Source organism: Streptomyces monticola (assembly GCF_042665355.1).
Taxonomy (GTDB): domain Bacteria; phylum Actinomycetota; class Actinomycetes; order Streptomycetales; family Streptomycetaceae; genus Streptomyces; species Streptomyces monticola.
This window is the reverse complement of record NZ_JBHTCF010000017.1, coordinates 95,507-110,038: the sequence shown is the minus strand read 5'-3', so window position 1 is coordinate 110,038 and position 14,532 is coordinate 95,507. Positions and strand designations below refer to the sequence as shown.

The 14,532-nt window shown below is 69.7% G+C and carries 12 protein-coding genes and 1 pseudogene; 9 read left to right on the top strand and 4 right to left on the bottom strand.

Annotation, left to right across the window (positions count from 1 at the left end; all coding sequences use genetic code 11):
- Positions 1-8: 8 nt before the first annotated feature.
- Positions 9-1,083, bottom strand: a pseudogene (locus ACFQVC_RS31550) (adenosine deaminase).
- A gap of 97 nt (positions 1,084-1,180) precedes the next feature.
- Between ACFQVC_RS31550 and ACFQVC_RS31545 the strand changes: the two are divergent.
- Positions 1,181-2,074, top strand: a complete 894-nt coding sequence (locus ACFQVC_RS31545; protein ID WP_381837022.1) for a DUF4190 domain-containing protein — start codon at positions 1,181-1,183, stop codon at positions 2,072-2,074.
- A gap of 108 nt (positions 2,075-2,182) precedes the next feature.
- On the opposite strand, the gene ACFQVC_RS31540 is transcribed toward ACFQVC_RS31545, so the two are convergent.
- Positions 2,183-2,749 (bottom strand): NADAR family protein, encoded by a 567-nt coding sequence (locus ACFQVC_RS31540; protein WP_381837020.1) that lies wholly within the window; start codon positions 2,747-2,749, stop codon positions 2,183-2,185.
- A gap of 178 nt (positions 2,750-2,927) precedes the next feature.
- Between ACFQVC_RS31540 and ACFQVC_RS31535 the strand changes: the two genes are divergently transcribed.
- The 8 genes from ACFQVC_RS31535 to ACFQVC_RS31500 all read left to right on the top strand — a co-directional run bounded on the left by ACFQVC_RS31535 (position 2,928) and on the right by ACFQVC_RS31500 (position 12,117).
- Positions 2,928-4,508, top strand: coding sequence for a gamma-aminobutyraldehyde dehydrogenase (locus ACFQVC_RS31535; protein ID WP_381837018.1), 1,581 nt, complete (start codon positions 2,928-2,930; stop codon positions 4,506-4,508).
- A 91-nt stretch (positions 4,509-4,599) separates the two neighbouring features.
- Positions 4,600-5,850 carry an ABC transporter substrate-binding protein gene (locus tag ACFQVC_RS31530; protein ID WP_381837016.1) on the top strand — a complete coding sequence of 417 codons (1,251 nt, stop codon included), beginning with the start codon at positions 4,600-4,602 and terminating at the stop codon, positions 5,848-5,850.
- A gap of 78 nt (positions 5,851-5,928) precedes the next feature.
- Positions 5,929-7,086 (top strand): ABC transporter ATP-binding protein, encoded by a 1,158-nt coding sequence (locus tag ACFQVC_RS31525; RefSeq protein ID WP_381837014.1) that lies wholly within the window; start codon positions 5,929-5,931, stop codon positions 7,084-7,086.
- Positions 7,083-8,009: an ABC transporter permease gene (locus tag ACFQVC_RS31520; RefSeq protein WP_381837012.1), complete on the top strand. Its 927-nt coding sequence runs from the start codon at positions 7,083-7,085 to the stop codon at positions 8,007-8,009. The genes ACFQVC_RS31525 and ACFQVC_RS31520 overlap by 4 nt, the downstream gene beginning before the upstream one ends.
- Positions 8,009-8,800, top strand: coding sequence for an ABC transporter permease (locus ACFQVC_RS31515; RefSeq protein ID WP_381837010.1), 792 nt, complete (start codon positions 8,009-8,011; stop codon positions 8,798-8,800). Before ACFQVC_RS31520 ends, ACFQVC_RS31515 begins: the two co-directional genes overlap by 1 nt.
- 30 nt (positions 8,801-8,830) lie before the next feature.
- Positions 8,831-10,258: an NAD(P)/FAD-dependent oxidoreductase gene (locus ACFQVC_RS31510; RefSeq protein ID WP_381837008.1), complete on the top strand. Its 1,428-nt coding sequence runs from the start codon at positions 8,831-8,833 to the stop codon at positions 10,256-10,258.
- A 148-nt stretch (positions 10,259-10,406) separates the two neighbouring features.
- On the top strand, positions 10,407-10,871 hold the full coding sequence (locus tag ACFQVC_RS31505; protein WP_381837006.1) for a hypothetical protein: 465 nt from the start codon (positions 10,407-10,409) through the stop codon (positions 10,869-10,871).
- Between the two features lie 97 nt (positions 10,872-10,968).
- Positions 10,969-12,117 (top strand): chitinase, encoded by a 1,149-nt coding sequence (locus ACFQVC_RS31500; RefSeq protein WP_381837004.1) that lies wholly within the window; start codon positions 10,969-10,971, stop codon positions 12,115-12,117.
- A gap of 18 nt (positions 12,118-12,135) precedes the next feature.
- On the opposite strand, the gene ACFQVC_RS31495 is transcribed toward ACFQVC_RS31500, so the two are convergent.
- Both ACFQVC_RS31495 and gabT read right to left on the bottom strand, forming a co-directional pair.
- On the bottom strand, positions 12,136-12,696 hold the full coding sequence (locus ACFQVC_RS31495) for a phosphatase PAP2 family protein (RefSeq protein WP_381837002.1): 561 nt from the start codon (positions 12,694-12,696) through the stop codon (positions 12,136-12,138).
- A gap of 474 nt (positions 12,697-13,170) precedes the next feature.
- Positions 13,171-14,505, bottom strand: coding sequence for a 4-aminobutyrate--2-oxoglutarate transaminase (gene gabT / locus ACFQVC_RS31490; protein ID WP_381837000.1), 1,335 nt, complete (start codon positions 14,503-14,505; stop codon positions 13,171-13,173).
- Between the last annotated feature and the right edge of the window lie 27 nt (positions 14,506-14,532).

The following is a 14,532-nucleotide window of genomic DNA, read 5'->3' as shown; positions in this document are numbered from 1 at the left end:
AAGGCCCGTCAGGGGGCGAGCCAGTTCGCCGTGTACGAGTCGATCTCGGCGGCCAGCTCCGCCTTGCCCGTGTCGTCGAGGAACGAGACGGCGACGGCGTTCTTGGCGAGCTCCGCGAGGCCGCGCTCGTCGAGGTCCAGGAGACGGGCGGCGACCGCGTACTCGTTGTTGAGGTCGGTGCCGAACATCGGCGGGTCGTCGGAGTTGATGGTGACCAGGACCCCGGCGGCGGTCATCTCCTTGACGGGGTGCTCGTCGAGTTCGAGGACGGCGCGGGTCGCGATGTTCGACGTGGGGCACACCTCCAGCGGGATGCGGTGCTCGGCGAGGTGGCGCAGCAGGTCGGGGTCCTTCGTGGCGCTGGTGCCGTGGCCGATGCGCTCGGCCCGCAGGTCGTTCAGGGCGTCCCAGATGGTGCCGGGACCCGTGGTCTCGCCGGCGTGCGGGACGCTGTGCAGACCCGCGGCGATGGCGCGGTCGAAGTACGGCTTGAACTGCGGGCGCGGTACGCCGAGTTCGGGCCCGCCGAGGCCGAACGAGACCAGGCCTTCGGGGCGCAGCCGGTCGTCGGTGGCGAGCCGGGCCGTCTCCTCGGCGGCGTCGAGACCCGCCTCGCCGGGGATGTCGAAGCACCAGCGCAGGACGGTGCCGAACTCGGCCTCGGCGGCCTTGCGGGCGTCCTCGATGGCGTCCATGAAGGCACGGGCGTCGATGCCGCGGCGGGTGGAGCTGTAGGGGGTGATGGTCAGCTCGGCGTAGCGGATCTGCTGGCGGGCCATGTCACGGGCCACCTCGTAGGTGAGCAGACGGACGTCCTCCGGGGTGCGGATCAGATCCACGACCGAGAGATAGACCTCGATGAAGTGCGAGAAGTCCGTGAACGTGAAGTAGTCGGCCAGGGCCTCCGGGTCCGTGGGGACCTTGGAGTCGGGGTGCCGGGCGGCCAGCTCCGAGACGATGCGCGGGGAGGCGGAGCCCACGTGGTGGACGTGCAGTTCGGCTTTGGGCAGTCCGCCGATGAAGGCGTGCAGATCGGACAAGGGTTCCTCCCCGGAGAGGGCGCCCGGCGGGGGCGCGGATGATCGGCTGATCGGCGTATCGGGGATCATCGTAAGAGGCCGCCGGTGAACCGGGTTCTTGGGCCTTAGCATGACGGAACGTACTAAAGAGGGGACCGCCCATGTCCGACGAAGCACGGCCGACGCCGGGCGAGCCCGAACAGCACGACCCGTGGGCCGCGCCGCGGGAATCGGCTGCACGGCCCGAGGGGGGCCCGGGGGCGGGCGGCGGGGATGTGTCGCTCACGAAGAACTCCGGCACCGCGGGCTCCGGCTCCGGTTCCGGCTCGGGCACCGACTCGGGCTCGGGCTCGGGCACCGACTCGGGCTCGGGCACCGACTCGGGCTCGGGCTCCGGCTCCGCTGAGCCGCGGGATCCGTGGGCGCCGCCGCGGGACGGTGCGCAGGCGCCGGTCCGCGACCAGGCCGGGGTCTCGTCCGCGCCGGGCGCCGCACCGGGTCCGGACGCGTGGCAGAGCCCCGGTGCCGCCACCCCGGGTGTGCCTTACGGCTACCCGGGACCGGGCGGCGGCGCTGGCGCCGCGGAGGCCGTGCCCCCGCCGCCCGTGGCACCCGGCGGCCCCGCTCCTTCGCCGTACGGTGCGCCCGTACAGGGCGGCTATCCCGGTTACCCCGGCTACCCGGGCTATCCGGTCGCCGGGCAGGGCGGCTACGGCTGGCAGCACATGCCGATGCAGCCCAGCAACGGGATGGGTCTGACGGCGATGGTGCTCGGTATCGTCGCGGCGGCGATCTTCTGTCTGTGGCCGATCGCCATCATCGTCGGCATCCTCGCGATCATCTTCGGCGTGATCGGGCGGGGGAAGGCGAAGCGCGGCGAGGCCACGAACCCGGGCCAGGCGCTCACGGGCATCATCTGCGGCGCGGCGGGCACGGCCCTCGGCCTCGCGCTTCTCGTGGTGGTCATCGTGACGGCGGGCAGCTCGTCCGTCGACTCGGATGTGGACTTCGGGGTGAGCGGCACTTCGCTGTCGCTGTCCGTGGAGTCGGGGTGATTCCCCGGTCCCGCCCCTTCCCGTAACCGGGAGGGGGCCTCCATCCTCATCCCCGGAGGGGCTACATGTTCAGCCCTTCCGGGGGCGCCATCCAGCGGTGGCCGAGCCTCAGCGCAACCGCTCCCGCGCCTCCATCAGCGCGAACCCCAGCAGGTTCAGCCCCTGCCATCGCCGCGGATCCTCGGCCCGCTCGTCGTCGGCGGCGAGTCCGATGCCCCAGATCCGGTCCAGCGGGCTGGCCTCCACCAGGACCCGCTCGCCCGTTCCGACCAGGAACTCCCGCAGCTCCGGGGCCGAGGCGAATTTATGGACGCTGCCCTCGACCACGATGCCGTACCGCTCGCGCTGCCAGACCGTGTCGTCGAAGTCCCGCACCAGGCGCCCCGCCTTCTTCGCGGCGGCGGGGGACGTGGCGGTGAGAGCCGCGCGCTCGGCGTCCGCGTCGTCGAAGAGGCGGGCCTTCGCGGCCATCATCCAGTGCTCCGCCGAGGCGTACTCCACGCCGTCCACCGTGAACGGCGAGGGCCACCACTGACTGAGGCAACTCGCGCCCATCTGCCCGTCCTTACGCGGGCGGTGCCCCCAGAAGTGCAGGAACTTCACCCGCTGCCCCGACTGTCCCCGCTGCTTGCGCGCGATCTGCTCGACCAGTTCGTCGATCTTCCCCTCGGACATGCATGCGAGTCTCTCAGGAACCACTGACATTCCGTCCCTGGATTTTCCAGGTGACTCGACACGTGGTCGACCGATTCCGTCGCGTAATCAAAAGGCAACAACGGAATCCCTTGGCGGACGGGCAGCCCTCTGTCAGGATCGTCACTCAAATCGAGCTGGAGCTACGGAAGAGCGCGCGATGGGCAACAGCAGCAACAGCAACGGCGGCACGGCCGCGGCCGCACCCGGCTTCCCCGCACAGGACCGTTCCCCCGCACAGGACCGCTTCCCCGCACAGGACCGCTTCGCGGACGGCGCCCAGTACATCGGGGGGCGGCTGCGCCCGGGTACCTCGGGGCGCGATCACACCGTCGTCGACCCGGCGACCGGACACGACGTCCTGCGCTACGAGTTGGCGGGCACCGAGGACGTCGACGCCGCGGTGGCCGCCGCGAAGGACGCCTTCACCGGCTGGGCGGGCGCCACCCCGGGCGAGCGCTCCGACGCCATGCACCGCTTCGCGGCCGTACTGGCCGAGCGCGCCGAGGAGTTCGCACAGGCCGAGTCGCTGCAGTGCGGTAAGCCGATCAAGCTCAGCCGGGAATTCGACGTCCCCGGCAGCGTGGACAACACCGCCTTCTTCGCGGGCGCCGCCCGGCATCTGCAGGGGCAGTCCGCGGGGGAGTACAGCGCCGACCACACCTCGTACGTACGCCGTGAACCCATCGGCGTCGTCGGCTCCATCGCGCCCTGGAACTACCCGCTCCAGATGGCCGCCTGGAAGGTGCTCCCCGCCATCGCCGCGGGCAACACCATCGTCCTCAAGCCCGCCGAGCTCACCCCCTTCACCTCGCTGATGTTCGCCCAGGCGGCCACCGAAGCGGGTATCCCCGACGGGGTCGTCAATATCGTCACCGGGGCCGGACGGGACGCAGGCGAGCACCTCGTCGGGCACCCGGACGTCGCGATGACCTCCTTCACCGGGTCCACCGCCGTCGGCAAGCGTGTCGCCGAGATCGCCACGTCCACGGTGAAGCGGCTGCACCTTGAGCTGGGCGGCAAGGCACCGTTCGTCGTCTTCGACGACGCCGACCTCGAAGCCGCCGTGCACGGCGCGGTCGCCGGCGCCCTGATCAACACCGGCCAGGACTGCACCGCCGCCACGCGCGCGTACGTCCAACGCCCGCTGTACGACGCCTTCGTGGCCGGGGTCGCGGACCTGATGCGGACGGTCAGGCTCGGCGACCCCTTCGAGGAGTCCACCGACCTCGGCCCGCTCATCAGCCACGCCCAGCGCGACCGCGTCGCCGCCTTCGTGGACCGGGCCCGTTCCTACGCCCGGATCGTCACCGGCGGCGCGGCCCCGAAGCTCGACGGGGCGTACTACCACCCCACCCTCGTCGTCGACGCCGCGCAGGACAGCGAGATCGTCCAGTCCGAGATCTTCGGGCCCGTCCTGGTCGTCCTGCCCTTCGACTCCGACGAAGAAGGGCTGCGGCTCGCCAACGACACCCCGTACGGCCTGGCCGCCTCCGCCTGGACCCGCGATGTCTTCCGCGCCGGGCACGCCACCCGCGCCATCAAGGCGGGCTGCGTCTGGATCAACGACCACATCCCGATCCTCAGCGAGATGCCGCACGGCGGCTACAAGGCCTCCGGCTTCGGCAAGGACATGTCCGCGTACTCCTTCGAGGAGTACACGCAGATCAAGCACGTCATGTACGACAACACCGCGGCCGTCAGGAAGGACTGGCACCGCACGATCTTCGGGGACCGATAGCAGTCAGGCCGACCGACCACCGGCCGCACCCTCCCGCCCCAGGTCCGCGAAGGGCCTCCCGCAAGGGTCATCCCGAAAGGGCATCACGCGCATGGAGTTGTACGAGCCCGACCGCCTGTCAGCCGCTCAACTGGCCGCCATGCGGCGCAGTTCGACCCGCGGCCGGGCCGCCGTCAGCCGGCGTTCCCTGCTGCGCGCCACCGGCGGCGGCGCACTCGCCGTCGGCGGTCTCGGCGCGCTGAGCGCCTGCGGCATCCCGGCCGCGTCCAAGGCGCCCGGCGGCGTCTCGGCCGACGACCACTCCAAGGAGGAGAAGCGCGTCAACTTCTCCAACTGGACCGAGTACATGGACGTCGACGAGAAGGACAAGAACCGCCGCCCCACCCTGGACGCGTTCGCGAAGCGCACCGGGATCAAGGTCGAGTACACCGAGGACATCAACGACAACACCGAGTTCTTCGGCAAGATCAAGCCGCAGCTCGCCGCGGGCCAGGAAACCGGCCGTGACCTCATCTGCGTCACCGACTGGCTGGCCGCCCGCCTGATCCGGTTCGGCTGGGTGCAGAAGCTGGACCCGGCGAACCTGCCGCACGCCTACGCCCATCTCGCCCCGCAGTTCCGCAGCCCCGACTGGGACCCGGGCCGGGCCTACTCGTACCCGTGGACCGGTATCTCCACGGTCATCGCGTACAACACCAAGGCCACCGGCGGCCGCGACATCACCTCCATCTCGCAGCTGCTCGACGACCCCAAGCTGAAGGGGCGGGTCGGCTTCCTCTCCGAGATGCGCGACAGCGTCGGCATGACCCTGCTCGACCAGGGCAAGGACCCGGCGGACTTCACCGACGACGACTTCGACAAGGCGATAGCCCGGCTGCAGAAGGCCGTCGACAAGAAGCAGATCCGCCGCTTCACCGGCAACGACTACACCGGTGACCTCGACAAGGGCGACCTCGCGGCGTGTGTCGCCTGGGCGGGCGACGTGGTGCAGCTCCAGGCCGACAACCCGGACATCAAGTTCCACATCCCCGACAGCGGCTACATCACGTCCACGGACAACCTGCTGATCCCCAACAAGGCCCGCCACAAGGCCAACGCGGAGAAGCTCATCGACTACTACTACGAGCTTCCGGTCGCCGCCGAACTCGCCGCGTGGATCAACTACGTCTGCCCCGTGGACGGAGTGAAGCCGGAACTCGCGAAGATCGACGAGGCGCTCGCCGACGATCCGCTGATCGTCCCCGACAAGGAGATGGCCGCGAAGTCGCACCCCTTCCGCTCGCTCAGCAGCAAGGAAGAGCAGCGCTACGAGGCGAAGTTCGCCCAGCTCACCGGTGCGTGAGAGCCCTCGCGCCGGGCGTGAGAGTCCCCTCACCGGTGCGTGAGAGTCCCCCGTCCTTCCCTCTCCCCAGTAGGAACCATGACTGACGACACGACGCGCAGCGACGTCCGCCTCAGCGGGATCAGCAAGACCTACGGCTCCTTCACCGCCGTCCACCCCCTCGACCTGACCGTCCCCGAAGGCTCCTTCTTCGCCCTGCTCGGCGCCTCCGGCTGCGGCAAGACCACCACGCTCCGCATGATCGCGGGACTTGAGGAGCCCTCGAGCGGCACCGTCCACCTCGGCGAGCAGAACGTCACCGCGCTGCCCCCGTACAAGCGCCCGGTGAACACCGTCTTCCAGTCGTACGCCCTCTTCCCGCATCTCGACATCTTCGAGAACGTCGCCTTCGGCCTGCGCCGGCGCGGCCTCAAGTCGGTGAAGAAGCAGGTCGGCGAGATGCTCGACCTGGTGCAGCTGGGCGAGCAGGCGCGCAAGAAGCCGCACCAGCTCTCCGGCGGCCAGCAGCAGCGCGTCGCCGTGGCCCGCGCCCTGATCAACCACCCGCGCGTGCTCCTGCTCGACGAGCCGCTCGGCGCCCTCGACCTCAAGCTGCGCCGCCAGATGCAGCTCGAACTCAAGCGCATCCAGACCGAGGTGGGCATCACCTTCGTGCACGTCACGCACGACCAGGAGGAGGCCATGACGATGGCCGACCAGGTCGCCGTGATGAACGCGGGCCGGGTCGAGCAGCTCGGCGCCCCCGCCGACCTCTACGAGAACCCGCAGACCACCTTCGTCGCCAACTTCCTCGGCACCTCCAACCTCATCGAGGCCGAGATCGCCGCGAAGAGCGGCGACGATCTGGTCCTCAAGGCGGGCGACAGCAAACTCGCCCTGCCCGCCGCGCGATGTTCGGCCCCCACCACCACCGGCGGCAAGGTCCTGGTCGGCATACGCCCGGAGAAGATCGCCCTCACGCACGCGGACGACGCGGCCGGGATCGCCGAGGGCCGCAACCGCATCACCGGACGCGTCACCGCCACCAGCTTCATCGGCGTATCGACGCAGTACGTCATCGACTCCCCGGCGGGCGACGGCCTCGAGGTGTACGTCCAGAACGTCGAACGCGACGGGCGGCTCACCCCCGGCGCCGAGGTCGTCCTGCACTGGAACCCGGCGCACACCTTCTGCCTCGACGCCGCCCAGGACATCGCGGCGGGCGTCGAAAAGGTCGAGGAAGAGGCCGGGGCATGACGACGGCCACCGACGCGCCGCCCCTGGCGCCCACCCCCGCACCCGAGCCCCGCAGGAAGAAGCGCGGCCGCCTCACTCCGTACTGGCTGCTGCTCCCCGGCATCCTCTGGCTGGTCGTCTTCTTCGCCCTGCCGATGCTCTACCAGGCGTCGACGTCCGTACAGACCGGCTCACTCGAAGCCGGCTACAAGGTGACCTGGCACTTCGCCACGTACTGGAACGCGCTCACCGAGTACTGGCCGCAGTTCCTGACCTCGATCCTGTACGCCGGGATCGCCACCGTCTTCTGTCTGCTGCTCGGCTACCCGCTCGCGTATCTCATCGCCTTCAAGGCGGGCCGCTGGCGCAATCTGGTCCTGATCCTGGTGATCGCGCCCTTCTTCACCAGCTTCCTGATCCGCACCCTGGCCTGGAAGACGATCCTCGCCGACAGCAGCCCGGTCGTCAGCGCCCTCAACTCGCTGCACATCCTCGACCTCACCAGCGCCCTGGGCATGACCGAGGGCGACCGGGTCCTTGCCACCCCGCTGGCGGTGGTCTGCGGACTCACGTACAACTTCCTGCCGTTCATGATCCTGCCGCTCTACACCTCCCTGGAGCGGATCGATCCCAGGCTGCACGAGGCGGCGCACGATCTGTACGCCAAGCCCGCCACCACCTTCCGCCGGGTCACCTTCCCGCTGTCCATGCCGGGCGTCGTCTCCGGCACGCTGCTCACCTTCATCCCGGCCAGCGGCGACTACGTGAACGCCCAGCTCCTCGGCTCCACCAGCGAGAAGATGATCGGCAACGTCATCCAGTCGCAGTTCCTCACCGTGCTCGACTATCCGACGGCCGCGGCGCTCTCCTTCATCCTCATGGCCGCGATCCTGCTGATGGTCACCCTCTACATTCGCCGAGCCGGAACGGAGGACCTGGTCTGATGCGCTGGCTTCGCCGCAACCTCGTCGTCATCGCGGGCCTGTTGTCGCTCGGCTTCCTGATCCTGCCGAACGTCGTCGTGCTCGTCTTCTCCTTCAACAAGCCCAAGGGCCGCTTCAACTACGCCTGGCAGGAGTTCTCCACGGACGCCTGGAAGGACCCGTGCGGCGTCGCGGACCTGTGCGGTTCGCTCTCGCTCAGCCTGCAGATCGCGCTGTGGGCGACCCTCGGCGCGACCGTGCTCGGCACGATGATCGCCTTCGCCCTGGTGCGTTACCGCTTCCGGGCCCGCGGCGCGATCAACTCGCTGATCTTCCTGCCGATGGCGATGCCCGAGGTCGTCATGGCCGCCTCGCTGCTCACGCTCTTCCTCAACATGGGCGCGCAGCTCGGCTTCTGGACCATCCTCATCGCGCACATCATGTTCTGCCTGAGCTTTGTCGTCACGGCGGTCAAGGCCCGGGTGATGTCGATGGACCCGAGCCTGGAGGAGGCGGCACGGGATCTGTACGCGGGCCCCGTGCAGACCTTCGTACGGGTCACGCTGCCGATCGCCGCCCCCGGTATCGCGGCGGGCGCGCTGCTCGCCTTCGCGCTCTCCTTCGACGACTTCATCATCACCAACTTCAACGCCGGCTCGACCGTGACCTTCCCCATGTTCGTCTGGGGCTCGGCGCAGCGCGGCACCCCCGTGCAGATCAATGTCATCGGTACGGCGATGTTCGCCGTGGCCGTGATCTGCGTCCTGGCCGGAATCCTGATCGGCAACCGGCGCAAGAAGACAGCTCAGTAAGTCCCATAGGTTCCAAAGGAGTTGGAAGTCATGGCCGCAAGCGCCATGAGCAGTGCGGAAGTACATCGATCGCTCGCGGACGTCCGGCCGGTCTCGTACTGGCTGGACGACCCGGGCCGCCCGGCCGCCGAAGGCGCCCTCACCGGCGACGAAAGGTGCGACCTCCTGGTGGTCGGCGGCGGCTACAGCGGGCTTTGGACCGCGCTCATCGCCAAGGAGCGCGATCCGCAGCGCGAGGTCGTCCTCGTCGAGGGCCGCGAGGCGGGCTGGGCGGCCTCGGGCCGCAACGGCGGCTTCTGCGCCGCGTCCCTCACCCACGGCTTCGGCAACGGCCTGGCCCGCTGGCCGGACGAGCTCACGAAGCTGGAGGAGCTCGGCGCCCGCAACCTCGACGAGATCGAGGCCGCCGTCGCCCGCTACGGCATCGACTGCGACTTCGAGCGCACCGGTGAGATCGATGTGGCGACCGAGCCGCACCAGCTCGGTGAAATCACCGAGCTGTACGAGGAGATGGACCGCCTGGGCCTGGCCGGCGGCGCCGAACTCCTCGACGCCGACGCGCTGCGCCGCGAGGTGGACTCACCGACGTTCCTCGGCGGTCTGTACGACCGTGACGGCGTGGCCATGCTGCACCCGGCGAAGCTGGCCTGGGGCCTCAAGCGCGCCTGTCTCGGCCTGGGCGTCCGCGTCTACGAGAACACCCCCGCCACCGCGCTCGCCCCGCACGGCGCCGACGGCATGGCGGTCCGCACCCCCTACGGGCGGATCTTCGCCCGCCGGGTCGCACTCGGCACCAATATCTACCCGTCCCTGGTCAGGCGGATCCGCCCGTTCACGGTGCCGGTCTACGACTACGCCCTGATGACCGAGCCGCTGACCGCCGATCAACTGGCCGCCATCGGCTGGAAGAACCGCCAGGGCCTCGGCGACTCGGCGAACCAGTTCCACTACTTCCGGATCACCGCCGACCACCGCATCCTGTGGGGCGGCTACGACGCGATCTACCCGTACGGCGGCCGCGTCCGCGAGGAGTACGACCACCGCCCCGAGACCTACGCCAGGCTCGCCGGGCAGTTCTTCGACTGCTTCCCGCAGCTGGCCGGGGTGCGCTTCAGCCACGCCTGGGGCGGCGCCATCGACACCTGCTCCCGCTTCTCGGCGTTCTTCGGCACGGCGCACAAGGGGCGGGTGGCGTACGCCGCGGGCTACACCGGGCTCGGTGTGGGCGCGACCCGCTTCGGCGCGGACGTGATGCTGGATCTGCTCGCGGGGGAGCGCACCGAACGCACCTCCCTGGAGATGGTGCGCACCAAGCCCCTTCCGTTCCCGCCGGAGCCGTTCGCGTGGGCGGGTATCGGCCTGACGAAGTGGTCGCTCGCGCGGGCGGACGCGGGGGGCGGCCGCCGGAACCTCTGGTTGAAGACCATGGACCGCCTCGGGCTCGGCTTCGACAGCTGATCGCCGCTTCTGAGATCCGGCCCGACCAGGGCTTTTGTGTGTGGCGCAGCTCACTGTCGACAAAAATTCAGAAACCCGCGTAAGGAACGGCGCCCGGCGCCCTCTCTCTCGTGACACGCATAGCGCGCTACGAAAGGGAGGCCCTGCCATGACTGGCTCGGGGGCGAAGTCGGCAGTGGAGTGGTTGGTTTCGGTGGCACCGGATCCGGACGCCTGTCGCTGGGAGTGGGAGCGCAACCCCCTGGGGGTCGCCCTGCTCCCGGCGGGCAAGCTCTGGGACGTACTGATTCTGCCGGGGGAACTCGGCTATCCGACCCTCGATGTGCTGACTCGCTGCATCGACCGCCCAGGCCCGGTGCTCGCCGACTTCGGCGACGCCCGGATGGGGTTCTTCGTGCCCGAGGGCACCGTGACCCGATGGGTCGGTACGGGGGTGCGCGGCGCCGGCCGCGGCACCTGGATCGTCGTCCCCTATCCGGGGCGGGCGACCGGAGGTGTGCGCTGGCTGGTGCCGCCGGACGGCTCCGGCACCCTCACCGACCCTGCCCTGCTCGAACTCGCGATGCATGAGGCGGCGGCACAACTGGCGCGAGAGGAGCCGAAGTCGAGGTGAAGAACGGCAACCATCGCCAGAGGTCTTGACAACTCGATTGGTCTGGACCAAGTTGACGGCGCTCCACCCTCCAAATCCCCCTTGTACGGAGGCAGTTGTGGAACGCTCCCCTCACACCGGACGGCGCATACGCACCGGACTTCTCGCCGTGTTCGCCGCCCTGACCCTGGCGGTGCCAGGGATCGCCACGGCACAGTCGGCCGCCCGTGCGGCCGGCGCCGAGCCGCAGGCGCTGCCCCAGCACGCCCTCGTCGGCTATCTGCACGCCAGTTTCGCCAACGGCTCCGGCTACACCAGGCTCGCCGATGTCCCCGACAGCTGGGACATCATCGACCTGGCCTTCGGCGAGCCGACCTCACCGACCTCGGGTGACATCCGCTTCGGCCTCTGCCCGCAGAGCGAGTGCCCGAACGTCGAGACCAAGGACGAGTTCAAGGCCGCGATCAAGGCCAAACAGGCGGCGGGCAAGAAGGTGCTGATCTCCATCGGAGGCCAGAACGGCCAGGTCCAGCTGACCACCGCCGCGGCCCGTGACACCTTTGTCTCCTCCGTCTCCGCGATCATCGACGAGTACGGACTCGACGGCCTGGACATCGACTTCGAGGGCCACTCCCTCTCCCTCAACGCCGACGACACGGACTTCAAGAACCCGAAGACCCCGTCGATCGTGCATCTGATATCCGCCGTGAAGACCCTCAAGTCGAAGTACGGCGACGGCTTCACGCTCACGATGGCCCCGGAGACCTTCTTCGTGCAGCTCGGCTACCAGTACTACGGCACCGGGAAGTGGGGCGGCCAGGACCCCCGCGCGGGCGCCTATCTCCCGGTCATCCACGCCCTGCGCGACGACCTGACGCTGCTGCACGTCCAGGACTACAACTCGGGGCCGATCATGGGCCTGGACAACCAGTACCACTCGATGGGCGGCGCCGACTTCCACATCGCCATGACGGACATGCTGCTCACCGGCTTCCCCGTGGCCGGCGACACCGGCAATGTCTTCCCCGCCCTGCCACCGGAGAAGGTCGCCATCGGCATGCCCGCATCGACCCACGCGGGCAACGGCCACGTCCCTCCGTCCGAGGTGAACAAGGCCCTCAACTGCCTGACGAAGGGCACCGACTGCGGCGGGTACCGGACCCACGGCACCTGGCCCGCGCTGCGCGGCCTGATGACCTGGTCCATCAACTGGGACCGCTTCAACAACGGCGAGTTCTCCAGGAACTTCGACGCCTACTTCGGCTGAGCCGCCGCAGTCGCTCCGCTACTCCTCGGCGGGATCCCCGGCGGGCCGCACCAAGTGCCGTGCCCCCAGCGTCATCACGATGAGGATCATCCCGCCGAGGAGCCAGCCGCCCACCACGTCCAGCGGCCAGTGGTAGCCGCGCCGCACCAGGCCGAGGCCCACCGCGGCCACCAACAGGCCGGCGCCGATGAGCAGTTCGCGGCGCAGATAGGCGGAGCGGACCAGCGGAACCAGGAGCAGGGCCGCCGCTCCGTACGCGACGGTCGCGGTGGTCGAATGGCCCGAGGGATAGAAACCGCCGTGCGTGCCCATGCCAGGCGGGCCCTGCCGGTCGAAGAGCGCCTTGAGCGCGCTGACCAGGACCGGCACCGAGGCCAGGGCGAGGAGGGCGGCGAACGGCGCCGCCCACCAGCAGGGCTCGCCGCTCGCGCCGCCGCGCCGGGCGACGTAGGCGAGGACCGCGACGAGCACCAGGGGCGCGACGGTGATGCCGCCGAGGTCGGCGAGAAGCTCCGCCGCCCGGTCGGGGAACTGGCTGCGCCCGACGAGCAGACCGAGCCCCTCGTCGGCGCGGCGCACCGGTCCTTCGAGGACGGCGAGGCAGCTGACGAGCAGGAACGCGAGGGCGCAGAGTGCCAGAAGAAGGGCCGGCCGCCTCGGAACAGGGGGGGTAGTTCCGAAGCGGCCGCCAGGACCGGTGTGCCGCGCGCCCCGGGGGGTTTGGGGCGAGCGGCCATCCGATCGGTGAGGAGTCCCGGAGCCCGAAGCTCCGGTGTTGTGCGCGAGGGCACGACCAAGACGGGGCTGGGGAGGCTCCGTCCCGGTGTCGCCCACAGTTCCCTGTGAGCGGGGTGTTTCTCTCATCTGGTCAGAACCTACGGCAGAGGGGAGCGAGTCCGACAGCGGGAAGCGCATCCCGCCACCCGCCTCGCACACGTTCTTCACACCCTCCGACTCTCCCCGTGGACCGCCGGTTCCGCACGCCGGGAGACGCCCAGGAGACGCAGTCGGCCGGAATGGTCCAGTCCGGCGAAACCTGGGCGCGGGCCGGCGTCAGATCTGTGCGAAGGCCTCTTCGAGGATGTCCAGGCCCTCGTTCAGGAGGTCCTCGCCGATCACCAGGGGCGGCAGGAAGCGCACCACGTTGCCGTAGGTGCCGGTGGTGAGGATCAGCAGACCCGCCTGGTGGCAGGCCTTGGCGACGGCGGCGGTCGCCTCGGGGGCCGGCTCCTTGGTGGTGCGGTCCTTGACCAGCTCGATGGCGATCATGGCGCCACGGCCCCGGACATCGCCGATGACGTCGAACTTCTCCTGCATGGCCGCGAGCCGGGGCTTCATGATCGCCTCGATCCGCTTGGCCTTCGCGGGCAGGTCGAGCTCCTTCATCGTCTCGATGGCGCCGAGCGCACCGGCGCAGGCCACCGGGTTGCCGCCGTAGGTGCCGCCGAGGCCGCCGCTGTGCGCGGCGTCCATGATCTCGGAGCGGCCGGTGACGGCGGCGAGCGGCAGACCGCCCGCGATGCCCTTGGCAGTGGTGATCAGGTCCGGGACGATGCCCTCGTCCTCACAGGCGAACCACTGGCCCGTACGGCAGAAGCCGGACTGGATCTCGTCCGCGACGAAGACGATGCCGTTGTCCTTGGCGAACTGCGCGAGCGCGGGCAGGAAGCCCTTGGCGGGCTCGATGAAGCCGCCCTCGCCGAGCACCGGCTCGATGATGATCGCGGCGACGTTCTCGGCGCCGATCTGCTTGTTGATCTGGTCGATGGCCTGGGCCGATGCCTCGGCGCCGCAGTTCTCGGGGCCGGTCGGCCAGCGGTAGCCGTAGGCGACCGGGACGCGGTAGACCTCGGGCGCGAACGGGCCGAAGCCGTTCTTGTACGGCATATTCTTCGACGTAAGGGCCATCGTCAGGTTGGTGCGGCCGTGGTAGCCGTGGTCGAAGACGACGACGGCCTGGCGCTTGGTGTACGCGCGGGCGATCTTCACGGCGTTCTCGACGGCCTCGGCGCCGGAGTTGAAAAGCGCCGACTTCTTGGCGTGGTCACCGGGGGTGAGCTCGGCGAGCTGCTCGGCGACGGCCACATAGCCCTCGTACGGCGTGACCATGAAACAGGTGTGGGTGAAGTCGGCGAGCTGCGCCGACGCCCGGCGTACGACGGCTTCGGCGGAGGCGCCGACGCTGGTCACGGCGATACCGGCACCGAAGTCGATCAGCCGGTTGCCGTCGACGTCCTCGATGATGCCGCCGCCCGCGCGCGCGGTGAACACCGGAAGCACGGAGCCCACACCGCCCGCGACCGCGGCGGTACGGCGGGCCTGCAGCTCCTGCGACTTCGGGCCGGGGATCGCGGTGACGACGCGGCGCTCCTGCGGAATTGCGCTCATTAGGGGCTCCTGAGGCGATGTGGGGGC